The sequence below is a fragment of the Neobacillus niacini NBRC 15566 genome (genome assembly GCF_001591505.1).
In the GTDB taxonomy this organism is placed as follows: Bacteria; Bacillota; Bacilli; order Bacillales; family Cytobacillaceae; genus Neobacillus; species Neobacillus niacini.
The window spans coordinates 1-24,274 of the sequence record NZ_BCVA01000009.1; the positions used below are offsets into that span (position 1 = coordinate 1).

At 38.2% G+C, this 24,274-nt stretch carries 25 protein-coding genes; 18 read left to right on the forward strand and 7 right to left on the reverse strand.

Features of this window, described 5'->3' with window-relative positions:
• Positions 1 to 188 precede the first annotated feature (188 nt).
• Positions 189 to 1,097, reverse strand: coding sequence for a nuclease-related domain-containing protein (locus tag BANA01_RS09760; RefSeq protein ID WP_034674068.1), 909 nt, complete (start codon positions 1,095 to 1,097; stop codon positions 189 to 191).
• A 155-nt stretch (positions 1,098 to 1,252) separates the two neighbouring features.
• On the opposite strand from BANA01_RS09760, the gene BANA01_RS09765 reads away from it, so the two are divergent.
• From BANA01_RS09765 to BANA01_RS09775, 3 genes are read left to right on the forward strand one after another with little or no spacing between them, the layout of a single operon-like run.
• Positions 1,253 to 4,921, forward strand: a complete 3,669-nt coding sequence (locus BANA01_RS09765) for a dynamin family protein (RefSeq protein ID WP_034674070.1) — start codon at positions 1,253 to 1,255, stop codon at positions 4,919 to 4,921.
• A gap of 18 nt (positions 4,922 to 4,939) precedes the next feature.
• A complete protein-coding gene (locus tag BANA01_RS09770; protein ID WP_034674072.1) occupies positions 4,940 to 5,767 on the forward strand; it encodes a sulfurtransferase in 828 nt (275 codons plus the stop codon).
• Between the two features lie 55 nt (positions 5,768 to 5,822).
• Complete coding sequence (locus BANA01_RS09775) at positions 5,823 to 6,716, forward strand: 5'-3' exonuclease (protein ID WP_157411753.1); 894 nt, start codon at positions 5,823 to 5,825, stop codon at positions 6,714 to 6,716.
• Between the two features lie 41 nt (positions 6,717 to 6,757).
• Here BANA01_RS09775 and sspL read toward each other — a convergent pair whose 3' ends face one another.
• On the reverse strand, positions 6,758 to 6,895 hold the full coding sequence (gene sspL, locus BANA01_RS09780; protein WP_034674074.1) for a small, acid-soluble spore protein L: 138 nt from the start codon (positions 6,893 to 6,895) through the stop codon (positions 6,758 to 6,760).
• Positions 6,896 to 6,982: 87 nt separating this feature from the next.
• On the opposite strand from sspL, the gene BANA01_RS09785 reads away from it, so the two are divergent.
• Entirely contained in the window at positions 6,983 to 7,489 is a 507-nt protein-coding gene (locus BANA01_RS09785) for a divergent PAP2 family protein (RefSeq protein WP_034674076.1), read from the forward strand.
• 15 nt (positions 7,490 to 7,504) lie between these two features.
• Positions 7,505 to 7,786, forward strand: a complete 282-nt coding sequence (locus tag BANA01_RS09790; RefSeq protein WP_218895556.1) for a DUF6123 family protein — start codon at positions 7,505 to 7,507, stop codon at positions 7,784 to 7,786.
• Positions 7,787 to 7,853: 67 nt separating this feature from the next.
• Here the strand turns inward: BANA01_RS09790 and BANA01_RS09795 are convergent, their stop codons facing one another.
• Complete coding sequence (locus BANA01_RS09795; protein WP_034674078.1) at positions 7,854 to 8,270, reverse strand: reverse transcriptase-like protein; 417 nt, start codon at positions 8,268 to 8,270, stop codon at positions 7,854 to 7,856.
• A 194-nt stretch (positions 8,271 to 8,464) separates the two neighbouring features.
• Here BANA01_RS09795 and BANA01_RS09800 point away from each other — a divergent pair, with 194 nt between their 5' ends.
• The gene (locus BANA01_RS09800) at positions 8,465 to 9,121 is read left to right on the forward strand and encodes a ribonuclease H family protein (protein ID WP_034674079.1); all 657 of its coding nucleotides are present in this window, start codon (positions 8,465 to 8,467) and stop codon (positions 9,119 to 9,121) included.
• 21 nt (positions 9,122 to 9,142) lie between these two features.
• Positions 9,143 to 9,328 (forward strand): zinc-finger domain-containing protein, encoded by a 186-nt coding sequence (locus tag BANA01_RS09805; protein ID WP_034674081.1) that lies wholly within the window; start codon positions 9,143 to 9,145, stop codon positions 9,326 to 9,328.
• Positions 9,329 to 9,414: 86 nt separating this feature from the next.
• On the opposite strand, the gene cspD is transcribed toward BANA01_RS09805, so the two are convergent.
• Positions 9,415 to 9,615: a cold-shock protein CspD gene (gene cspD / locus BANA01_RS09810; RefSeq protein WP_026563856.1), complete on the reverse strand. Its 201-nt coding sequence runs from the start codon at positions 9,613 to 9,615 to the stop codon at positions 9,415 to 9,417.
• A 270-nt stretch (positions 9,616 to 9,885) separates the two neighbouring features.
• Here cspD and BANA01_RS09815 point away from each other — a divergent pair, with 270 nt between their 5' ends.
• Positions 9,886 to 10,167 (forward strand): hypothetical protein, encoded by a 282-nt coding sequence (locus tag BANA01_RS09815; protein ID WP_034674065.1) that lies wholly within the window; start codon positions 9,886 to 9,888, stop codon positions 10,165 to 10,167.
• A 55-nt stretch (positions 10,168 to 10,222) separates the two neighbouring features.
• On the opposite strand, the gene BANA01_RS09820 is transcribed toward BANA01_RS09815, so the two are convergent.
• Positions 10,223 to 11,755 (reverse strand): serine hydrolase domain-containing protein, encoded by a 1,533-nt coding sequence (locus tag BANA01_RS09820; RefSeq protein ID WP_052106320.1) that lies wholly within the window; start codon positions 11,753 to 11,755, stop codon positions 10,223 to 10,225.
• 164 nt (positions 11,756 to 11,919) lie between these two features.
• On the opposite strand from BANA01_RS09820, the gene BANA01_RS09825 reads away from it, so the two are divergent.
• Positions 11,920 to 14,103 (forward strand): DNA topoisomerase III, encoded by a 2,184-nt coding sequence (locus BANA01_RS09825; protein ID WP_063253089.1) that lies wholly within the window; start codon positions 11,920 to 11,922, stop codon positions 14,101 to 14,103.
• 66 nt (positions 14,104 to 14,169) lie between these two features.
• Complete coding sequence (gene mntR, locus BANA01_RS09830) at positions 14,170 to 14,592, forward strand: transcriptional regulator MntR (RefSeq protein WP_034674059.1); 423 nt, start codon at positions 14,170 to 14,172, stop codon at positions 14,590 to 14,592.
• 340 nt (positions 14,593 to 14,932) lie between these two features.
• Here mntR and BANA01_RS09835 read toward each other — a convergent pair whose 3' ends face one another.
• Together BANA01_RS09835 and metA are read right to left on the reverse strand one after the other, a co-directional pair.
• Positions 14,933 to 15,148 (reverse strand): DUF3892 domain-containing protein, encoded by a 216-nt coding sequence (locus BANA01_RS09835; protein WP_034674061.1) that lies wholly within the window; start codon positions 15,146 to 15,148, stop codon positions 14,933 to 14,935.
• Positions 15,149 to 15,282: 134 nt separating this feature from the next.
• The gene (gene metA, locus BANA01_RS09840; protein ID WP_034674063.1) at positions 15,283 to 16,191 is read right to left on the reverse strand and encodes a homoserine O-acetyltransferase MetA; all 909 of its coding nucleotides are present in this window, start codon (positions 16,189 to 16,191) and stop codon (positions 15,283 to 15,285) included.
• A gap of 196 nt (positions 16,192 to 16,387) precedes the next feature.
• Here metA and BANA01_RS09845 point away from each other — a divergent pair, with 196 nt between their 5' ends.
• From BANA01_RS09845 to BANA01_RS09875, 8 genes are all read left to right on the forward strand, one after another.
• Positions 16,388 to 18,070: a formate--tetrahydrofolate ligase gene (locus tag BANA01_RS09845; protein ID WP_411833636.1), complete on the forward strand. Its 1,683-nt coding sequence runs from the start codon at positions 16,388 to 16,390 to the stop codon at positions 18,068 to 18,070.
• Positions 18,071 to 18,088: 18 nt separating this feature from the next.
• A complete protein-coding gene (locus BANA01_RS09850) occupies positions 18,089 to 18,622 on the forward strand; it encodes a hypothetical protein (protein ID WP_034677151.1) in 534 nt (177 codons plus the stop codon).
• Between the two features lie 126 nt (positions 18,623 to 18,748).
• The gene (locus BANA01_RS09855; protein ID WP_034677149.1) at positions 18,749 to 19,597 is read left to right on the forward strand and encodes a DegV family protein; all 849 of its coding nucleotides are present in this window, start codon (positions 18,749 to 18,751) and stop codon (positions 19,595 to 19,597) included.
• Between the two features lie 60 nt (positions 19,598 to 19,657).
• On the forward strand, positions 19,658 to 19,798 hold the full coding sequence (locus BANA01_RS29880) for a hypothetical protein (RefSeq protein WP_169803677.1): 141 nt from the start codon (positions 19,658 to 19,660) through the stop codon (positions 19,796 to 19,798).
• A gap of 72 nt (positions 19,799 to 19,870) precedes the next feature.
• On the forward strand, positions 19,871 to 20,521 hold the full coding sequence (locus tag BANA01_RS09860; protein WP_034677147.1) for an HD domain-containing protein: 651 nt from the start codon (positions 19,871 to 19,873) through the stop codon (positions 20,519 to 20,521).
• The gene (locus tag BANA01_RS09865) at positions 20,518 to 22,407 is read left to right on the forward strand and encodes an ABC-F family ATP-binding cassette domain-containing protein (protein WP_034677145.1); all 1,890 of its coding nucleotides are present in this window, start codon (positions 20,518 to 20,520) and stop codon (positions 22,405 to 22,407) included. Before BANA01_RS09860 ends, BANA01_RS09865 begins: the two co-directional genes overlap by 4 nt.
• A gap of 215 nt (positions 22,408 to 22,622) precedes the next feature.
• Positions 22,623 to 23,759, forward strand: a complete 1,137-nt coding sequence (locus BANA01_RS09870) for a conserved virulence factor C family protein (RefSeq protein WP_034677143.1) — start codon at positions 22,623 to 22,625, stop codon at positions 23,757 to 23,759.
• Between the two features lie 63 nt (positions 23,760 to 23,822).
• Positions 23,823 to 24,257, forward strand: a complete 435-nt coding sequence (locus tag BANA01_RS09875) for a BrxA/BrxB family bacilliredoxin (RefSeq protein WP_034677141.1) — start codon at positions 23,823 to 23,825, stop codon at positions 24,255 to 24,257.
• Positions 24,258 to 24,274: the final 17 nt, after the last annotated feature.

Genomic DNA, 24,274 nt, shown 5'->3' on the forward strand with positions numbered 1-24,274 from the left:
TGGAGCTCTTATAGTGACCGAACCGAAGCTGGAAAAAGGGTTAGGGTAAATATAGATCTCTTATAGCGACCGAACCGAACCTCCAAAATGGATTTGGGTACCTATGAGCTCTTATAATGACCGAAACCAAGCGCAACAAGGATTTTGGGTAACTACAGAATTCTAATTGAAATTAAATAATAAATTTTTTACTCGTAATAGGTATATTTACCCCTTCTATATGCATTAAAGTGTATTTTCAATATCCGCCTAATCTGCTTTTTAGATTCGATTACCTTGCACCACTCAAATACCAAATTAGTGGTAATTTTTATATTTGGAAAAAGAAGCTTCAGCTCCCGTACAGATCGCAATATCCCATCCGCTATATTATCTATACAGCCACATACGCTGCACACAATTTTAGTCTCCCCGGCCTTTACGAAAAAGGAACAGCAAGAGCGGCAGGTTAACCCTTTTTTCAAATTCTCATAGGTGTATGCTGGTAGCCGCGTGTAGGGAGAGCCTGTCTTATGTTCCTTCACTAAAAACTCGGCTAGTTTATAGTGGTCATCGGAAAGCGTAGAAGTTCTCGCATTTAATTCCTCGAAAAATTTAGTAAGCTGAGTTGGATAAATAATTGGTTGCTCTAATGGTGCTTGATAGAGGGTGAATGTGGGATTGACAAAGAAGACGTTTGATTTTAAGGAAGTAGAGTATTTAATCTTTTGTAAAACTTGCCGCATCAATGTGCCGCTTCTCTTTATTTGGTCCAGCGGATTCTGAATCTCAGTATCATTCATTGCAAAGAACTGGTCGGATTTATAATAATAGTCCCCTTCAAAATTTTTTACTTCACAAGGAAAATGGGTCCCTTGGCTGATGATAAATGAATCTATTTGAAAACTAGTAGAATTCGTCTCAAGCAATAAATCATTCAATATCAGAAACTTATTTGGATTCAGCCTTTCAGTAAACTGATCAAACTTCACCTCACCTTCGTATCCTTTTTCTAAGTTTGAATAGATTTGTTTTTCCTTACTTGGTAATATCATACGATTATCCAAAGACCTAAAATTCTTTAACTCATCTGACTCGGTCCGATCCTTAAATGCCATAATCCACATCCTTCCTGTATTCCTTCATTGTACCTAAGGAATAAAATAAAAGAAGTGAATATTATGTTAACAATTTAAGTTTTCACGATAGGAAAAGTTTGAATTATCGTATAAAATATAAAATATTACAATGTTGTGAACAAGGGGAAAAGACTATGGTGCAAACGGCTAATAAGCAAGAAACTTTAACTTCACTTAAAAACAGAATCCTTGCTTTATATGAATACCTTATCAAAAACGGTGATATAGAAAACGCAGAAAAAACAAAGCAATTAGCAAAGAAACTGCAAAATAGGGAATTTATGATTGCGTTTTGCGGTCACTTTTCAGCGGGAAAATCAACGATGATTAACAAAGTGGTCGGCGAGAATTTGCTGCCATCAAGCCCGATTCCCACCAGTGCGAACCTCGTAAAGGTAAAGTCGGGTGAGGAATATGCGAAGGTTTTTTTCAAAAATGAAAAGCCGCGGGTGTACTTAGCACCGTATGATTATGAATTAGTAAAGAATTACTGCAAGGATGGAGACCAGATTAAGGAAATCGAAATCAGCCATGCTGACTCCCAGCTGCCTGCTAATACGGTAATTATGGATACTCCGGGGATTGATTCTGCTGATGATGCACACAGGGTCGCAACAGAATCCGCCATTCACCTGGCAGATTTAGTTTTATATGTGATGGATTATAACCATGTCCAAGCGGAGCTAAACTTTTTATTTACAAAAGAGTTAACGGAAGCAGGAAAAGAGGTTTACCTCGTTATTAACCAAGTGGATAAGCACAAAGAAGAGGAGCTGTCGTTCCGCCAATTTCAAAACAGCGTCACTGGTTCTTTCGCTGCATGGGGGGTTAAGCCCGCACGTATCTTTTATACTTCATTAAAGTATCAAGACCATAAACTCAATGAATTTAGTGAATTAAAAGCTTTTATCTCACAAAAATTGCAAAATAAGGATCACCTTTTACAGCAATCCATTTTTAATTCACTGAGAAAAATAGCACAAGATCATGTAGAACAAGCTCGGAACCAAAGAGAAGATGAACTTCAGCCGTTTTTTGAAGTTTTAAATGAGCTGCCTGAGGACGAAAAAAAGGACCTAACACAAACCTACCAATCCATCAGTGCAAACCTCACGACACTTGAGAAAGGGGTCGAGGAAACTGAAAAAGAAGTGGATACAGAAATAGCTAAGATTTTGAATAATGCTTATTTAATGCCGTTTCAAACAAGAGAGTTAGCAGAGGCATTTCTTGAAGCCGCTCAACCAGAATTTAAGGTAGGATTCCTTTTTTCAAAACAAAAAACGTTAGAAGAAAAGAATGCACGTCTTGACAGACTTTTCCAAGACCTGGTAGAGAGAACGAAATCACAGCTTGAATGGCATTTGCGTGAATATCTGATTGCTATCCTAAAAAGACATAGCCTAGATGACCAAGAGTTACAAACTAAAGCACAATCATTTTCTGTCGAAGTTCCAATCGATTTGATTGTTCATACAGTTAAGCAAGGTGCGAGAGTTTCTGGTGAATATGTGCTTCATTACACAGAGGACTTGGCTAATGGAATCAAAAAAATAGCAAGAGATGCCGTTTTAGATTTTAAAAACGCTTTTATGCCAGTATTGGCAGCTCAAACAAAAAAGTTAAGAGATATGTATACAGAAGATTTCCGAAGTATTGAAAATTATGTCAGTGCACTATCGGAAATAACTAAGTTTGAAACAGAAACTGCCCTTAAAGAATCAACAGTAGTAAACTTATTACATGAATACGTAGAAGATAAAGATGATGAGTATTTACTTTTTAATCAGGAAGAAGAGGACGCTGAAGTTATAAAGGGTCAGTCAATTACGAAGCCTAATGCCATTGAAAAAAATGAACCTCTTCTACCGGTCGTCAAGGAAGAAACAAGTGTAATCAGGAAAAATGAAACAGAAAAAGCAAGAGACCAGGTACAAAGTATGGTTACTCGTTTAGAGCAATCTGCAAAGCTAATAAACGTTCTGCCAGGTTTTCAAAAGCTGGCCAAGGAATTGGAAGACAAAGCAGACCGTTTGGCTCATAAAGGGTTCACGGTTGCTTTATTTGGTGCATTCAGTGCTGGAAAGTCTTCATTCGCGAATGCACTTATGGGGGAAAAGGTACTTCCAGTATCACCCAATCCTACAACGGCGGCCATTAATAAAATCAAACCTGTAAATGATCAATATCAGCATGGCACGGTCCTAGTGAAATTTAAGGAAGAGAACTCCATGCTCGAGGATATCAACCGATCATTAAAGTTATTTGACCTGCAAACTACTGCCTTAGAAGGTGCAGTGAAAGAAATTGATAAGGTTATGCTCGATAAGGGGCAGGAGGGTGTAGCGGAAAAAACGCACTATGCTTTTTTACAAGCATTTAAAAAAGGCTTCCTCCTCCACGGAAAGCAGCTTGGAACAGTATTAGAAACAGACTTAAACGAATTTGCTGATTTCGTGGCATTAGAAGAAAAGTCGTGCTTTGTAGAATGGATTGAACTTTACTATGATTGTGAATTGACGCGCAAAGGTATTACCCTCGTTGATACACCAGGGGCAGACTCGATTAATGCCCGCCATACAGGAGTAGCATTTGATTATATAAAAAATTCTGATGCGATTTTGTTTGTTACGTATTATAACCATGCATTTTCAAAAGCAGACAGGGAGTTTTTAATCCAGCTCGGCCGGGTAAAGGATTCCTTCCAGCTCGATAAAATGTTCTTTATTATAAACGCAATTGACTTAGCTGAGAATGAGGAAGAAAAGGAAACCGTAGCGGAATATGTAACAGAGCAATTAATAAAATATGGGATTCTCAAACCACACCTCTATCCATTATCTAGTTTGTTAGCGCTAAAGGAAAAATTGGTGCCGAACACAGGGGCAAGATCAGGCATGGGAAGTTTTGAAGGCGATTTCTATCATTTTATTTCAAATGATTTAACAGAAATGGCACTCACTTCGGCAGGTAATGAGTTAAATCGTGTTCATGAGTTAGTAGGAAAATTGGTTGAAAGTTCCAAAGAAGACCAAACTGTAAAGGACAAAAAACGCACTGAAATCGAAAAACAAAAAACTATGATTAAGGTTTTACTTGAAAAACAAACAGCAGATGTTGTGCAAAAACGAATGACCCAAGAAGGTGAAGAACTACTTTACTATATTAAACAAAGGGTTTTCCTCCGGTTTGGTGACTTTTTTAAAGAAGCTTTTAATCCTTCAGTGTTGAGAGATGATGGAAGAAATTTAAAGAAGGCTTTACAATCGGCTTTAGATGAGCTGTTAGAAAGTATAGGCTTCGATTTCGCACAGGAGCTCCGTGCAACGACTGTCAGACTGGACTCTTTTGCTGGAAAGGTTTTAGCCGACTATTATACGGGGCTAACGCGCAGCATGAGGGAAATAAATAAAGACTTGTCATTTTCAACATTTGAGATGAAACATGAAGGGGAGATTGAGTTCCCTTTAGCTTTCAGAGATTTAAATAAACAGCTGTTTACGAAAGCACTATCTTATTTTAAAAATCCAAAGTCGTTTTTTGAAAAAAATGAAAAGAAGTTGATGAGTGATGAGTTGTATCAGGTATTAAATGTCCCTGCTGATCATTACTTGAAATTTGAAGGTGAAAAACTAACTGCCTATTACGCGGGTATTGTATTTGATCAATTCGAAAAGTTAATCACTCAGATAGAGCAGCAGGCAGATGATTACTATGTAAGTCTTCTTACCGCTCTAGATGGTGGTGTATCCATCGAGAAATTACAAGAAGTATATCAAAAGCTGGAAGAGTCTATGAAATAATTTCATTGGAGGATGACTATGAATGTACTAATCGACAAAGAATGGCTGTTAAAAAACTTACATGATCAAAATGTCCGTATTGTGGATTGCTCTTTTTCATTAGCTGACCCTAAAAAGGGCAGAGAGGAATATGAACACAATCATATTCCTGGAGCTTGTTATTTTGATCTTGATAAAGATTTATCGGGCGAGGTTTCCGAACATGGCGGCAGGCACCCATTGCCAGACTTAAAAGAATTTATTCATAAACTTGAACTTGCAGGTATTGATAAAAACACAATAGTAGTTTCCTATGACCAGGGCGAAGGTGCGTTTGCTGCACGGTTCTGGTGGCTGCTGCAATATCTCGGACATGAAAAAGTGTATGTTTTGGATGGAGGATTTAATGGCTGGAAAGAAGGAAACTTTCCTGTGACTTCCGAGGTTCCTGCTTATAAAAAGACTACCTTCCAGTCTGACATTAACTACTCCCTGATTGCAAGTATGGAAGAAGTAAAGGCAGCAGCCGAGGAACAGAAAGCCAACGTAGTCCTAATTGATTCGAGAGAAGAAAAACGCTATTTAGGTATAGAAGAACCTATTGATAAAAAAGCTGGGCGGATACCTGGTGCACTTAATAAGCCATGGTTCGAAGGACTCAATGCTGGCTATTATAAGCCGGCAGAGATACAAAAACAACGATTCTCAGACATTCATACTGATAACGAAATCATTGTTTATTGTGGTTCAGGTGTGACGGCGGCACCTAATTTTATAGCATTAAAGGCAGCTGGTTATGAGAAGGTAAAACTTTACTTGGGAAGTTTTAGCGACTGGATTTCCTATCAAGAAAACAAAATAGAATAGGTTTTTATGTTATAATAGAAATCGTGTTGTTTTTATATGATAGGAGGTCTAAACCTTGGAAAATCAAAAACCTTCACTTATGTTAGTTGATGGAATGGCGCTGTTATTTCGTGCTTTTTATGCTACCGCTGTAACAGGCCAGTTTATGATAAATTCAAAGGGAATTCCGACGAATGGAATCCACGGTTTTATTAAACATTTATTTACTGCAGTTTCTGCTTTTAAACCATCCCATGTGGCTGTTTGTTGGGATATGGGCAGTAAAACTTTCCGCTCTGAATTATTTGACGCCTATAAGGGGAATCGCAGTGAAGCACCAGTCGAATTAATTCCTCAGTTTGATTTAGTTAAGGAAGTAGTCGCAGCCTTTGACATTCCTAACATTGGGTTAGCGGGCTATGAAGCTGATGATTGTATTGGAACAATTGCGTATCAAGCAAGGGAGCATGCACATGTTTCAATCTTAACTGGTGACCAAGATATTCTTCAGCTCCTGAATGAAAGTATTTCTGTCATTTTATTGAAAAAAGGATATGGAAATTACCTTGTTCATACTCCTGATACATTCTTTGAGGAAAAAGGTATAAAACCACGCCAAATGATCGATTTAAAAGCTTTAATGGGTGATCCAAGTGACAATTATCCTGGAGTTAAGGGAATTGGGGAGAAAACCGCTCTAAAACTTTTAAAGGAATTTGAGCATGTTGAGGGGATTATATCGAATCTTGATCGACTTTCAAAATCTCACAAAACGAAAATTGAGCAGGATTTAGAAATGCTTCACTTGTCACGCATGCTTGCTGAAATTAAGTGTGACGTCCCAGTGACATGTGACCTTATAGAAGCTGGATTGAAGATCGAGAAAGAAAAAGCTCTAAATAAATTAAATGAACTGGAACTTCGCGGCTTACATCGCCTGCTGCCGCTTGAAGCCTCCGTTGTTTCCTAGAGCCTAGGCTGTCCCAAAAATGGGACAGCCTTTTCCAATAATTATTTAGTGTTGCTTTTTTTCGCAGCATTTTCTAATTTACTTTTAGGGTCTTCTGTCATCTCCGCATCCTGACCGTAGCCTTGTGGATTCACTCCAGGTGCCTTTACACCGCGATTTCTTGAACCGTGTTTACTCACCGCTGTTCACCTCCCATTTTTTTAGTATTTCCACGCAAGAATAATAAAACTCAACTTTCTAAACAATAAAGATTAGAGGTGATAAAAATGAACAAAGGTGTTTATTTAGCCCTATCGAGTATTGCTTTAGCACAGGGCTTAAAGATTCCCATTCATTATTATAAGAAGAAAGAATGGCGCCCAGACCTCTTTTTCCAAACGGGTGGAATGCCAAGCTCCCATTCAGCTGGGGTTTCTACACTCACCACCTATATTGCCTTACAACGCGGGCTCCCAACATTTGATTTTGCCTTATCCTTGGTTTACGGTCTGATTGTGATGTATGACGCACAAGGTATTCGACGACAAACAGGTGAACTTACCTTAAAAGTAAATTCCATGCATGATTTAATGGAAAAAGTGGATAAAGAAGAAAGTGTAGAATTTGAACAAGAATCTCCAAAAAAATTGAAGGAAATGCTAGGCCATCAGCCGGAAGAAGTAATCGGCGGTGCACTCCTTGGGGCATTAGTAGGAGTGGTTGGGCATTTATACACAAAAAATAGTAGAAAAATGTCGAATTTTAAGTTAAAATCGGGTAGTAGATGGTTTTAGATTGCTTGGAGAGGGATGGAGAAGCCAGTGCGGACAGTTGATGAGTACTTGCATTACTTGGAAGGGAAAGGTTTTCAATTTCAAGAGGATGCAATCGGTTTTATTTATTTCGGAAAACACTACACGAATGCTTCCGATGAATTGATTAATTCTGCTATAGAGATTACATTAAAAGCACAGAAAACCTTTGATGGCAGCTTTTATGTGTCATTATTAGAAACCCTTGTTTCGAGCAAAATACAAACAAGAAATGCGGCCCTAAAGTTTGTTAAAGAAAGAGAACTAGTGGCAATATAAGCAAAAGCAAAAATCCTCCCGAATAAGGAGGATTTTTGCTTTACCCTTGAAGCTTTTGTCAGCAATCTCATGTATCATTCTCTTCCCTCAAAGTATTTCTTCTGATTGCTTGCCGCGCTAATTCATCGGCTGTTTTGTTTTCAATGCTTGGAATCCACTTCATAAAAAACAAATCAAATTGTTTGGACAGCTGTAAGGCTTGGTCCAGCAGCGGGGCATACAATTTGTTTTTAACAAATTCCTTCTCCACACCTTTATTAACTAATTCTGAATCAGTTCGAAAAGATACAACTGAATGCGAATAACCTTTTTCTAAGCAGATTTCTAAAGCTTTAATAAAAGCATGATATTCTGCTTCATGATTTGACATCGAGCCGAGCGGGATCGAATATTTTTCTGCTGTCCCATTCCCTTTAATAAATATTCCAGCACCGCTTGGTCCCGGGTTTCCAGCACTGGCCCCGTCAATATAAACTTCAATCAAAGCAGACCCTCCAGTTTCATATTAATTGAAAGTTTATCATAATCTAACTCAAAACGCAGGAAATATATTTTTCCTATTTCTACTTTGTTGATATGGGTATGCTAAGATTAGATGGATAAATCACATTGAAAAACAGTGAAATCATAAGATTTTTTCTTTTCAACTTCGAAATTTTTAAGGAAAGGTTGAAAAACATGAAGTATAGACTTGAGTGGAATTATAAAACAGGAAAAAATGAAAAAATACAATTTACCTCTGATTGGATTTCAACAGAATTGGCAATACAAACTGGTGAGGAACTTGAAAAGCTTGGAAAAGCAAGTGATATTTATTTTTATGATGAAGTTGGTACATCGTGGATCTTAAAAGAACTGAAAAAGCTGGTCACTGAAATTGAAGATGATCCTCATGAAATTACCGTTTATTTTGATGGTGGATTTCAAAAGGAAACCAATACTGCTGGTCTTGGAGTGGTAATATTTTTTAAACAAGGGAAAAAGAAATATCGAATTCGGGCGAACGAAGTGTTCGATGAACTGGAAACGAATAATGAAGCAGAATATGCCGCCTTTTATTATGCGTTGACGATTTTAGAGGAATTAGGCGTCCATCATTTACCTTGTGAATTTAAAGGGGACTCTCAGGTTGTGTTAAAACAGCTTGAGGGAGAGTGGCCATGTTATGAGGATGTACTCAATGCTTGGCTCGATAGGATTGAAGAAAAAATTAAAGCACTTTCACTCACTCCGAAATACACACCGATTCCAAGGAATGACAATAAAGAGGCAGATAAATTGGCGACCCAAGCTTTAGAGGGAAAAGAGATATTTGCAAAGACACAAATCATTTAAGAAACGGGGTGCCGTAGACTCGTGAAAAAATTAAGCAGAAAAGAACTGTTCAGTCATGTTGAATCCTTATTAGGGCAATATTGTGAGGGGTGTTTTGTCCATCAACAGTTCAAAAAGGAAGGCGGCAGAAGGGTCGCCCATCGTTTTTGTATTTCACAATGTACTGTTGGAGAAAAGCTGCAAGAATATGGAAAAAGGCTAACATGACTAAATGTCTAGTTCACAGAGACTATAGGCATCTCAATAGAAAAAGGCTGACGGTATACGCCAGCCTTTGGTTTGTTATTAATAGATTAAAGTTTTACTACGTTAGCAGCTTGTGGTCCGCGGTTTCCTTCAACGATTTCGAAAGAAACTTCTTGGCCTTCTTCTAAAGACTTGAAGCCTTCGCCAGTGATCGCGCTGAAGTGTACGAATACATCGTCTCCGCCTTCAACTTCGATAAAACCGAAACCTTTTTCATTGTTGAACCATTTTACTTTACCGTTTTGCATCTACTATTTCCTCCTAAGCCTTTCAGGACACTGTAAAAGTGCCAAAGATAAATATTATCATGACCAAAAAGATAATATAAATACTATTCAATTAATGATACATGACGCTTTAAATATACATGAATATTTTTGGACAGTCAAGGAAAGTAAGCGCTTTTTAAACCAATAAATCGTATTATCATGCAATATTCAAAATTAATAAATCTATCTGAACATAAAATTTTATCAGCCTCATATTCTTATAAAAATGGTTGATAAAGGGTGAGGGTAATGTACCGATTTTCTATTGAGGGAGACGAATGGATATTAAGATTCTCGCCGCAAATCTACATTGAAGCTGAAGAAAAACAAGTTGTCTTGACCGCATTGCTTCAAATCGGAAATGATTTATCATCTTATTCACATGGTGACGCCTTCCTTATGTTTACTAAGAAGATAGGTGCGATTGTTTTTGATGTTGAAAGAATTCCATCATTTATTTTAACCGTCTCTAACATTATTCCAGAAGAAAATTGGTATAGGCAGGATTCAAATTTCAAACTAATACAATAGTAATGCAAATAGGTGGTCAGAACTGACCACCTATTTTGTCATGAAAAAGACAAAATTATAGCTTTACGAATTGCCATGCATTTTGTATCTTAAGATTATCCTCATCAAACTCTAGTAATCCATAACCTGGACAAAAAAACTTATTTTCAAATAAATAGGTGCAAGGAAGCTTATCATCACCATCAAAAAACAAAAGTGTGTGTCCATCTAAATAAAAGGTATATACCATCTCTCCTTGTTGGTAATCACCAAAATAGGTTGAAATGGTGTCTATATTGTACATTGTTAATGGCTCCGTTATTTTCTTACTTGGTGAACCATTTACCATAAGATAATCATGATGATTTATTAATCCTATTGATACAATTACATCTTCATCTTCATCAATTCCAACAATATGGTCATTTTTCAAGGAGCGTATGGAAAGATTTTTTCCATTATGAATGATACAAGGATTCAGATTATGTTTAATCGTCAGTAAACCAGATTTTGAACTTAAATAGTTTCCGCAGGCTTCTTCAATGATTTGTAAATTGGGTTTACTCAATGGTTGTTTATCCGGAATAGATGAACCAAGCTGCTCCAAGACTTCCTCAACAATCTCCCAGCCAACATTATTATTCGCAACTGTAAAAATGCCGATATTCTGCTCGGGGAATATTACAATAAATGAGCGATAGGTACCAATCCCGCCGCTATGCCACCAATAATAATTACCCTCATCGTAATCTTTAATCCAACACATCCCGATAGAGCTTTCAGGTACCGTGTAGCGATTCGCCTGTATGCAGAAAATCTCTTGAAGTGATTGTTCAGTAAGAATCTCTTCCCTGTTAAATTTTCCGTTAGCTAAATACATTTGTCCAAATTTAGTCATATCTTCTGCATTGGTTATGCAGAAGAATGAACCATGGCAAGCCACGTTTTCAGGAAATGAATGATCCACTTTAAAGGAACCATCTTCTGATTTTTCATGCTGGAGTGCCAAAGGATAGGTCATAGCTTTCAAAGGATCATACATACTTCGGTTCATCTCAAGGGGAGTGAAAATTTCGTCATTCATCAGCCGAGCAAATCTTTTTCCTGCTGCTCTTTCAGCGACATATGCTGCAAGATTAATAGAATGGTTGCCATATGAATACATCAAATTTGGCGGCGCAACAAATGGAAGATGCGGAATCTCTTCTCTTACATATTTTTCAAGAGCATCGTTCTCACGGTTTCCGAATAGGTCACCACCATCAGGCAGTCCAGCAGTATGACTTAGCAACATACGTAAAGTGACAATGTTTGCGGCCCCTGAAAAACTAAGCCGCAGCTCGGGGATATACTCTTTTATTGGACAATCTAAATCTAGTAAACCTTGTTGGACAAGCTTCATGATTAGTGTTGCGGTAAGCGTTTTACTGACTGAACCAATTCGAAATAAGGTTGCAGGAGTAATGTCAACTCCTTGTTCCTCGGTGTTTGTAACACCGTAGCCTTGCTGTAACAGAACCTCTGAATCAGTGAATATTGAAAGTGCAAAACCAGGAGCTTTTTTTAATAGACTTGCGGCTAAACTATTAATCTTTTCAAAATTCAACATAACATTATACCTCTGTTTGTAGTATGTAAAATTTACCAAATAGAGCTTAATTATATAATGCATTTATCTAATGGTCTAGTAATGGATATATTTTTATCCTTTACAAAGAGACAAATGAAGTGGGAAAATGAATGCTGGATGCTTTATCAAAAGGAGCAATCGTAATGAAATTAATTATTGCCGAAAAGCCAGACCAAGGTTCAACATTGGCTTCTATATTTAAAAGTAAAAAACAAAATGGCTTTATTGAGATTTTTCCAAACGAAACTTTTACAAATGGAGCGTACGTCACTTGGGCGATTGGGCACTTATGCCAGTTGGTGAACCCAGAAGCTTATGAACCAGGATGGAAAAAATGGTCGTTGGATAACCTGCCAATGATACCCTCTCAATTCCAATATGAAGTAACGAAGGATAAAGTAAAACAATTTTCCGTTATCCAAAAGCTTGTAAATAATCCTGCCGTAACAGAAATTATTCATGCAGGCGACGCCGGACGTGAGGGTGAATTAATCATCCGTAACATTCTTCGCATTACAGGCTGCAGGAAGCCAATGAAACGTCTATGGATTTCATCTTTAACACCTAATTCGATTCGTGAAGGTTTTAACAAATTATTAGACGAAGATCACACTAAAAATCTATACTTTGAAGCATACACTCGAGCATGTGCAGATTGGGTAGTTGGAATGAATGCCTCAAGACTCTATAGCTTGCTTTTGCAAAAACAAGGCTTTTCTGATGTGTTTTCGGTTGGAAGGGTACAGACCCCTACATTAGCACTCATCGTAAAAAGAGAATTAGAAATTGAAAATTTTAAATCGGAGCCATTTTGGGAAGTGATTGCCCATTTTAACATCGATGGTAAGAAATATTCTGGCAAATGGCAGAATGATGGAGAAACACGTGTAAAAACAAATGATATGGCGGAGAAGGTTGCGGCGTTTTGCCGAGAAAAGCCAGCAGAAGTTTCAGATGTACAATCGGATAGAAAAGAGTTCCAACCACCTTTACTATATAATCTCTCTGCTCTTCAAGCAGAAGCAAATAAACGCTATAAATTCCCACCGAAAAAGACTTTAGATGTGCTGCAAAAACTTTACCAAAAAGGGAATGTTTCATATCCCCGCTCGGACTCACGATATGTAACGGTAGAAGAAGCGAATACTTTCCCTGATATTCTTACTAAACTAAGTCATATAAAGGGCTATGATCAATACTTTCCACTGCCTATTGAAACACTTGTTGATAACAAGCGGTACGTAAACGAAAAAAAGGTGACAGACCACTATGCGATTATTCCGACTGAACAAATTCCAAATGTAGACCGGCTTGATCCCGATGAAAAGAAACTTTACGACCTCATTGTCACAAGTTTAATAGCAGCACATTATCCAAAAGCCATTGCTGAATATACGACGGTAACGACTTTAGTGGATGGACGGGCAGTTTTTCAATCAAAAGGTAAGGTTCAAATCGAAGAAGGCTGGAGGAAGGTAATCAACCAAAAGGAAAAAGAGGATGAACCTGCTCTTCCACAACTAGTAAAAGGGGAACAAGGTCGAACGGTGAAGGTTGATGTGAAAGAAAGCCAGACCCAGCCGCCAAAACGCTATACCGAAGGTCAGTTAATTACCTTAATGAAAACGGCAGGTAAGCATATCGAAGACAAGGAAATGGAGAAAATCCTGTCCAAAACGGAAGGTTTGGGTACTGAGGCGACAAGAGCTGGTATTATAACCATGTTGAAGGACAGAAAATATATCGATGTAACCAAGAACCTAGTTTATGCGACAGCAAAAGCTAGAATCCTAATTGAAGCAATTGGACAGGAAATTCTTGCTTCCCCGGAAATGACAGCAAAATGGGAGCAGAAATTAAAAGAAATATCAGAGGGATCCGCTTCTCCCAAGAATTTCATGGAACAAACAAATAAAATGGTTTATCATTTAATTTCTTCTGGAGTTGACCATGCTGCTAATTGGGTGTTTTCAGAAGAGGTGCGCGAAAATTTTACCCCTAGTAAGAAGATGACAAAGGGTAAAGGCGGTACAAAGCTGGGCAAATGTAAAAAATGTGAAGGCTCCATTGTGGATAAAGGCAGCTTTTACGGGTGTTCTAACTATCAAAAAAACCAATGTAATTTCACAATATCTAAAAAAATACTTGGGAAAAACATTACCCAAAAAAATGTTAAACTTCTATTATCTGAAGGGAAAACAGAATTAATTGAAGGTTTTACAAATAAGGATAAAACTTTTAATGCAAAGCTTTATCTGGATGAGCAGGAAAAAAGGGTTAAGTTTTTATTTGAAGAACATAATCCCAAAACTGTGACAAAGTTATAATTCAACTTGTCACTATTTTTTATCTATAGTAAACTTTTAAGAGAGTAATTTTTTTGGAGGTACGGGATGCCAACACCGAGTATGGAAGATTATATCGAACAAATATATATGTTAATTGAAGAAAAAGGATACGCCAGAGTTTCAGATATTGCAGAGGCGTTATCTGTCCATCCCTCCTCAGTAACAAAAATGGTTCAAAAGCTAGACAAGGATGAATACCTTGTTTATGAAAAATATAGAGGTTTCAGCTTAACTACTAAAGGAAATAAGATTGGAAAGCGTCTTGTATTTAGACATGATTTACTGGAACAGTTTCTAAAAATCATCGGAGTGAAGGATGAAAATATATATCAAGATGTTGAAGGAATCGAGCACCACTTAAGCTGGGATTCGATTGAAAGAATCGTTGATCTTGTTCAGTTTTTTCAAGAAGATGAATCAAGGATAGAAGCATTAAAAGAAATTCAAAAACAAAACGAAGCTGATTAATGCAAAAGCACCTGGTAGAAACCAGGTGCTTTTGCTGTTGTTTTATTCGAGAAGGCTTCCATGAGTCCCATCTCAATAAAGCATATAAAAAAGAGGCTCCATGAAGTCTTCATGAGACCTATTTCAATAAGGAATCTACAGAATAGGACTCCATGAAAGCTTCATGAGACCTATTTCAATATGGAATCTACAGAATAGGGCTTCATGAAAGCTTTATGAGACCCATTTCAATTAGGAAACTACAAATAGGGGCTTCATGAAATCTTCATGAGACCCATTTCAAAAAGGAATTACAAAAAATGACTTCATAGGCTACATATTCAATGTTCCCACTTCTGAATTAAAATAAGTTTGGATAATGGTCAAAGGATTGATCCTGCTGCTCAGGGCTTAGAACAAGGTTCCCATGGTGATCCTCGGCTGCGAGAACGCCTGTTATGTCTCCGTTTGCTGCTTCCATTAACGCTTTTTGATAGGAGATGACCCGACCTCCGGAAGTAACAAAGCTGATAATCTCACCAAAATGGTTTCGATGAATACCTACTACTGTTTCCACAACGTTTCCCCCCTTTGCTCGATATTCTTTCTATAATTTACGATAAATAAACAGGAGGGAATAATATTTTAACGACAAATTAGCAATAAAACACATAGAAAAGAAGCATCTGACCGTCCCGATGCTTCTTTTTTTTAATCCCAATTAAAAGGTGTTTCTTGATACACGTAGTAGTTAAGCCAGTTTGAAAAGAATAAGTGACCATGGGACCGCCAGCGATTAATTGGCGGTTGTGTTGGATCATTATTTGGAAAATAATTTTCGGGAATATGGATTTGCAGCCCTCTGCTTATATCACGATTGTATTCCTGTGCTAAGGAATCTGATTCGTATTCCAAATGTCCAGTGATCATGACGTGTTTTCGATCTCGGGAGGCAATAAGCAGCGCACCTGCTTCCTCGGACGCGGCTAGAAGCGTAAGTTCAGGGTTCTCATGAATCTCACCAATCGATACATCTGTATAGCGAGAATGAGGAGCATAAAAATGATCATCAAACCCTCGCAGAAGTAAATCGTTTTGCTCGAAAATCTTATGCTCATAGATTCCCGAACATTTACGAGACAGTTCAAATTTATCAATCCCATAATGATAAAAAAGTGCTGCCTGGGCTCCCCAACAGATATGCAAGGTAGAGGTGACATTGGTTCTCGTCCAATCCATAATTTCTGTGAGTTCCTGCCAATACTTTACTTGCTCAAACTCCATCAATTCAACTGGCGCTCCTGTAATAATCATCCCATCATACTTTTGATTTTTAACCTCTGAAAAAGTAGTATAAAATTGTTCTAGGTGCTGCTTGCTTGTGTGTGTAGATTCATAGGAATTGGTTTTTAAAAATTTGACGTTTACTTGCAGCGGGCTGTTTCCCAAAAGCCTTAATAGCTGCGTTTCTGCCTTTTCTTTTTCAGGCATTAAATTGAGAATTAGAAGTTTTAGTGGACGAATATCCTGGCTGATTGCCCGTTCGTCGTCCATCACAAAAATATTCTCATGTTCGAGTATTTCTCGTGCTGGCAGCAACTTTGGAATGTTAATTGGCATGGTGCACTCCCCCTTTATTTCTAAGTGTTAAGTATATAGTATTTTTCTAATATTTGGTCAATAACATTATAAACATTATCTTAAATTCAGAAAAGAATAAAGTTTTGTGAAAAATATTACACGAAAATAAAAGGAGGATTTGATACAATAAAAGAGGCTATTAATTCTATTTGAATGCGGGGGATCATTTTTGCAAATGAGAACATCAATTAAGTCCGACATTGAAATTGCACAAGAATCGACCATGAAGCCAATTGTTGAAATTGCGAAATCAATTGGTTTAAAGGAAGATGACCTCGAATTATACGGAAAATACAAAGCAAAAATCTCGTATGAAGCGCTTAGAAATATTGAAACAAATGAAAGTGGGAAAATCATACTTGTTACTTCCATCAATCCTACTCCTGCTGGTGAAGGGAAATCAACCGTAACAGTGGGTCTTGGTGATGCCTTTAAACGCATTGGTAAGAAGGCTATGATTGCGATGCGAGAGCCATCATTGGGTCCCACAATGGGAATAAAAGGGGGGGCCACTGGCGGAGGCTATTCACAGGTATTGCCGATGGAAGACATAAATTTACATTTTACTGGGGATTTGCACGCGATAACTACAGCAAATAATGCGCTGGCTGCATTACTCGATAATCATATTCAGCAAGGAAATGAGCTTAAAATCGACCAGCGGCGTATTGTTTGGAAACGTGCAGTTGATTTAAACGATCGTGCACTAAGAAAAGTGATTATCGGTCTTGGGGGTCCTCTGCAAGGAGTTCCTCGTGAAGATGGCTTTGATATTACGGTTGCCTCAGAAATTATGGCCGTTCTATGTTTGGCTTCAGATTTGAAAGATTTAAAATCGCGATTAGCCCGAATGGTTGTAGCCTATAATGATAAAAAGGAACCTGTAACAGTTGGCGATCTTGGGGTTGAAGGAGCACTTACTTTACTGCTTAAGGATGCGGTTAAGCCAAATCTCGTGCAAACAATCGAACATACTCCTGCACTCGTACATGGTGGACCTTTCGCGAATATTGCTCATGGTTGTAATAGTGTGATTGCTACCCGTGCTGCTGCCAAGTTGGCTGATTTTGTCATTACAGAAGGCGGATTTGGTGCTGATTTAGGAGCTGAAAAGTTTTTACATATCAAAGCAAGAAGTGCTGGTATTAAACCAGAAGCAGTTGTAATCGTAGCAACCATCCGGGCATTAAAGATGCATGGCGGGGTAGAAAAGTCGGATTTGGCAAAGGAAAACATTGCTTCCTTAACGTTAGGTTTTGCGAATCTGCAAAAACATATTGAGACTATCAAGGCCTTTGGTTTACCAGTTGTGGTTGCGATTAATAAATTTATCACAGATACAGAACTGGAAGTTCAAACATTGTTAGAATGGTGCAAGCAAGAGGCAGTTCCAGTCGCTTTAACAGAGGTCTGGGAAAAAGGCGGTGCCGGTGGAGTTGAACTTGCAGAAACATTGTTATCCATCATGGAAAAAGAAGAAAATAACTTTCAACCATTATACGAGGTTTCAGATTCCCTTGAAAGCAAAGTGAGAACGATTGTTCAAAAGGTATATGGCGGAAAAGACGTAGAATTCTCAGCTAAAGCGAAAAAGCAGCTAGTGGACTTTGAGAGATTCGGATGGTCTAATTTAGCGATTTGCATGGCAAAATCGCAATACTCCCTGTCAGATGATCCTGCCAAATTAGGCAGGCCAACTAACTTTATCGTCAATGTAAGAGAGTTCAAGCCATCAATCGGTGCTGGATTTATTGTGGCGTTAACCGGAGAGGTTATGACCATGCCAGGATTACCGAAAAAACCTGCTGCGTTGAATATGGATGTGGATGACACTGGCAAGGCATTAGGGCTGTTCTAAAAGACTAGAGGTGAGTGAATGTTTGACCCTACCGCTTTCGATAATATGAAAGTAGTCGTTGAAGGTGCGTTATATGATTTAGATTTATCGGGTGAGATTGTCATTACAGACCGAAATGATATCATAAATATGGCGAAAATGTCCCGCAGCTTCGATATTGACTTTCATAACTCTTCAACTCAACCAGCTATTGTAGCAGCTAAATTGGAAATTAAAGCAGAGTTGATTAATCTTGCAGCAGAGTTACTGCCAAACTCATTGGCACAGCAACAGTCTGGATGTAAGATAAAGCTGCAATTCTTTTATGATACTATTACCAATGAAGCTCAATTACAGAGAATACGTGAAATTTTCTTTGATATTTGGGGTGGAACAAGACAGTTTAGTCATTCTGTAACGATTACACCTTCAAAATCACTCATTCGGAATTGTATTTCCATTGAATTTGACAGACTAATCAGCGAGGACCAGATGGATGATATAGTGGAAATGATCGATTTCATGATAAAGACCAATGAACACTTACAATCATACCTTAGGGAAATTTGTTAACTAGAGTGAAACCAGCTTTATTTAGCTGGTTTTTTGCGTTATAAATATTTACAAGAAAATGATTTCAAGGTACGATTGTTTTAACTAGATATTAGGACCTCATACCAATTTTAGGGGGAGATCACATTGGTTAAAACGGCATGGGTAACAGACAGTACGGCATATTTAGATGAAGAATTAAAAAATCATCCTGACCTGTATACAATACCGTTAACGATATTATTAGATGGTGAGGAATTTGCTGACGGGATTGATTTAACAGCTGCTGAGCTTTTTGCTAGATTAAAGGATCTTAAGTCGCCGCCAAAAACTTCACAGCCAGCAGTAGGTGTTTTCCAGGAATTGTACGAAAAACTTTCCAAGGATTATGACCAGGTTGCAGCAGTTCTGATATCAGGAAAACTCAGTGGTACCGTATCTTCAAGTGAACAGGCGGCAAAGCTGGTTAATATTCCTGTTAAAACCCTTGATTCTCAAATTCTAACTGCACCTATGACCGCTTTATTAAAAAAAGGAATGGAATTGATGGAGGCAGGTAATAGCCTTGAATCTGTCATGGACCAGTTAGAAATACTAAAGACCACAAATGAGACGTATGTTTTAATTGGAAGTCTAGAACAACTTCATCGGAGCGGCAGGATGTCTGGTTTACAGTTCTTCTTAGGCAGCATGCTTAACGTGAAGCCCATCATTTCCATAGAAGAAGGCGCCCTTAACACGAAAGAAAAAGTGAGAAGTGATAAGAAGGCCAAGGAAAGGATTCTTGACTACTTTAAATCCTCTTATGAGAAAAATAAATTTAAAGAAGTATATATTTTATATGGCTTACATCAGGAACAAGCAAATGAATGGAAAGTGGAATTAGAGCGATTATATCCTGAGTTAAACGTTATTACCTGTCCGTTGGGTGCAGTAATTGGTGTTCATGCAGGTGAGAATACTCTTGGTATCAGCTGGCACAATGGCCTGAAATAACTTTATCCCCAAGTGAGCATACTAAAATGGCAGTTCATTTTAGGTAAGGGGGTAATTTTCATGAAGAATAAGAATTTGACTCGTGAAGAGATTGAGAAACAAGACCAAAAAAATGATGTAGAATTTGGCGGTGAGTATACAATTGGTAACACGAAGTCACAAAGCCAAAAAAAGAGCGGCCGTCAAGCGAACAAAAAATAACTCCGAGTTATCGGGGTTATTTTTTGTTTGCTTTTCATGTTAAAATAGCAAGGATGAAGGAAGGTGTCTTATATGATGGATCAAATGATAGAACAAACGAAAACGTTTGTCCGCAGTCAATTAGGTGATGATGCAACAGGACATGATTGGTTCCATGTTGACCGTGTCAGACGGACAGCATTACATATATGCAAACAAGAACAAGCGGGCGACGCATTTGTTATTGAAATGGCGGCACTTTTGCATGATGTTCCTGATGAAAAGCTTAATGATAGTGTCCAAGCGGGGAAAAACAAACTGAATTCATTTTTACAAAGTATTGCTTTACCTGATGAGGTACAAGCTGCTATTGTGCAAATTATTGATACAATTTCATATAAAGGTGGAAGTAAAACGGAACTAAAAACCATCGAGGCAAAAATCGTTCAGGATGCGGATCGGTTGGACGCAATTGGTGCTATTGGGATTGCGAGAACATTTGCCTATGGCGGTAAAAAAGGCCAACCCATTTACGATCCCAGCATAAATGTGCGTGAGGAAATGAGTTTGGAAGAATATCGTAAAGGAAAATCAACTAGTATTCATCATTTCTATGAAAAATTACTAAAGTTGAAGGATTTATTGAACACAGATACTGCAAAAGGAATGGCAGAAAGCCGTCATCAAACGATGGTGGACTTTTTAGAACAATTCTATCTAGAATGGGATGGTCAGGACCGATGAAAATGCTAACAGTAGAAAATATTACAAAAACATATGGGGAAAAACAATTATTTAACAACATCTCCATTACCATCGGTGAAAAAGAGAGAGTCGGATTAATTGGCATTAATGGGACAGGAAAATCATCACTCTTAAAAATTATTGCAGGTTTGGATCAGCCGGATGAGGGAAAAATTATCACCGGTAAGGATTACTCGATTGCATTTTTAGACCAACAACCCGAATTAGATCCAGCTAAAACAGTACTAGAACAGGTTTTTCATGGCGAAGCACCTATTCTAAGGTTAATGCGCGAATATGAAAAAACACTAATGCTCCTGAATACATCTCCAAATGATACAAAGGTTCAAGAGGATTTATTCCAATTACAAAAGCAGATGGACGCTTTAAATGCATGGGATGCAAGTACAAATGCCAAGTCGATCTTAATGAAACTCGGAATTGAGGATTTCACAAAAAAAATCGGTGAGCTATCTGGAGGTCAGAAGAAACGTGTAGCGCTAGCTCAGGTCCTGATTGCTGAGCCTGATTTACTTATTCTGGATGAACCTACGAACCACTTAGACTTTGACTCTGTAAAATGGCTGGAAGAATATTTAAGCCGATATAGCGGCTCCATTCTTCTTGTTACACATGACCGTTACTTTTTAGACCGGGTTGCTAACCGGATGTTTGAGCTTGATGGCGGAAATCTCTATAGCTACAAAGGAAACTATGCTGCATTTTTAGAAGCAAAAGCGATCCGTGAAGAAAATGAGGCTGCGACCTTTGAGAAGAAACAAAACCTGTTTCGACGTGAACTTGAATGGATGAGGCGAGGTGCAAAAGCGAGAACAACTAAGCAGAAGGCAAGAATTCAGCGGTTCGATGAATTGGAAGATAAGCTTTCAGGCGGGAAGCCGACAGGTGAAAAGGTAGATATTTCGTTAAATGGCAGCAGGCTTGGGAAGCAGGTATTTGAACTTAAGGATGCGACTAAGCGTTATGGAGAAAAAACAATCTTAAAACACTTTGATCTGCTAGTAAAACCAGGAGACAGACTTGGGATTATCGGCAGGAACGGGGCAGGTAAGTCAACATTGTTGAACATTCTGGCCAAAAAGCTTCCGCTTGATGAAGGTGAATTTATCATGGGTCAAACAGTTAAAATTGCTTATTATACTCAGGAAAGCGAAGATATGGACGAAAACAAGCGGATGATTGAATACATTAAAGAAACCGCTGAAGTGGTGGAAACTTCTGATGGTAAAACATTATCTGCAGCACTCATGCTTGAACGTTTTCTATTCCCGCCTTTTTCTCATGGAACACCAATACGGAAATTATCTGGAGGAGAAAAGCGTCGGTTATACTTGTTAAAGTTATTAATGACATCACCAAATGTTCTCTTACTGGACGAGCCGACAAATGATCTTGATACGCAGACATTGACGGTGCTCGAAGATTACTTAGAAGAATTTCCCGGAGTGGTAATTACGGTATCCCATGACCGCTATTTCCTAGATAAAGTCGTAGACCAGCTGCTAGTCTTGCGCGGTGAAGGCCTAATTGATTCATTCTATGGGAATTATAGTGAGTATCTTGAAAAAGAATTAGCTGTTGAAGCGAAGAAGACAGCAACTAATAAGCCCGTACCGGTTAAAGCTCCTGAAAAGGAAAAAAAGAAAAGAATGACCTATAAGGAGAAAAAAGAGTGGGAAGAAATAGATGAAGTCATTGCTAAAACAGAAGCTCGATTAGAAGAAGTTGCCGAAGAAATAGGGAACACAGGCAGTGACTTCACAAAAGCCCAGGAATTAATGAAACTAGAATCAGAATTGAACGAGCATCTTGAGTATTTAATCGAAAGATGGGAATATCTAGCTGAACTAGCGGAAAGCGAGTAAAAAAGTACGTCGATGACGTGCTTTTTTTAAAGGGAAAAATTATATCGGCGTTAATTGGGTTATCAACGATAAATAGAATAATTCGGTGAAAAATCAATTTTATCATCGAAAAAAAATATATGACGTTGGTCCCCATCCACAAGACCAATTTCTAGAATGAAATATCACCATTATGTTAAACTTGTAAAGAGAAACTAAAGAATTAGGTGAATTTCGTGAAAATAAAGGGTATTGAACCAACTCCAAGCCCAAATACAATGAAAATTATTTTAGACCAAGAACTGCCAATGGGAAAAAGCCATAATTATAAAAAAGAAACAGCGGCCACTGCACCGGATGTAATCCAAAATATCTTCCAAGTTGAGGGAATCAAAGGTGTTTATCATGTAGCAGATTTCCTAGCGGTTGAACGCAATGCGAAATTCGACTGGAAGGATTTGCTGCCGCAAGTCCGTAAGGCGTTTGGGGAAACAGCTGAGCAATCAAGACAAACCGGTAACCAAGTATACGAACATTTTGGTGAAATCAAGGTTGAGGTTCAAATGTTTAAGGATATTCCCCTTCAGGTTAAGCTAACAGATGGAACGACAGAAAAACGGTTTGGGATGCCTGAATACTTTCTAAAAGCTAGAGAACGAGCTCAGCTACCAGACGAAAATTATATTCTGCTTCGCAGGTGGGATGCTCTCGGTGTTCGCTATGGAGATTTTGATCAAATTGGTCAGGAAGTCATAGAAGAATTAATGGCAGCTTATCCTGCAGAGCGGCTCGAGGATTTAGTATCCCAAGCACAAGTAAAGGAATTCGCAGCTAAACCAAAGCCAATACGAGAACGCAAAAAAGTAACACTGGAATCTTTTGGAAATCCAGATTGGCAGATTCGCTATCAATTGCTTGAACAAATGGATGATCCTGAACTTGAAGATTTACCCGTATTAGAAAAAGCCTTAGCAGATGAAAAGCCATCAATACGCCGACTGGCTACCGTTTATTTAGGGATGATTAAGGACCAAGCGGTATTGCCTTATTTATATCAAGCATTAAAAGATAAGACAGTTACCGTTCGCAGGACTGCTGGTGATTGCTTATCTGACCTTGGATTCCCTGAAGCCAATGAAGAGATGGCGAAAGCACTACAAGACTCAAGCAAATTAGTTCGTTGGCGGGCTGCAATGTTTTTGTATGAAGTAGGTGATGAAACAGTATTGCCGGCATTGAAGGCAGCAGAAAATGACTCTGAATTTGAGGTCAGCATGCAAATCAAGATGGCGGTCGAAAGAATTGAAGGCGGCGAGGCTGCAAAAGGTTCTGTCTGGAAGCAAATGACTGAGGCACGGAAAACAGAAAGTTAATTGGAATTGCACTTTGTAAATTAGATATAGTACACTGCAAATATAGAAAGTGAGGTTTTTATAATGTCAATGGCTTATGAAGAATACATGAGGCAAATGGTTTTACCAATGCGTGAGGAGTTAACAAGAACAGGATTTCAAGAACTTACATCCGCTGAAGAAGTTGAAAATTATATGGAGAGTGCAAGTGGCACAACGCTTGTTGTTGTAAACTCAGTTTGCGGTTGTGCAGCTGGACTTGCTCGTCCTGCTGCCACACAAGCAGTATTAACAAGCGAGAAAAAGCCTGATCATCTTGTAACGGTATTTGCTGGACAAGATAAAGAAGCAACAGCAAAAATGCGCGAGTATTTTGAAGGAATTGAGCCTTCATCACCATCAATGGCATTATTAAAGGGAAATAAAGTGGTTCACTTTATTCCACGGCATGATATTGAAGGAATGCCTATGGAATCCATAATGGATAATTTAAAGGCTGCATTTAATTCCAATTGCTAAAAGGATGTCATTCGACG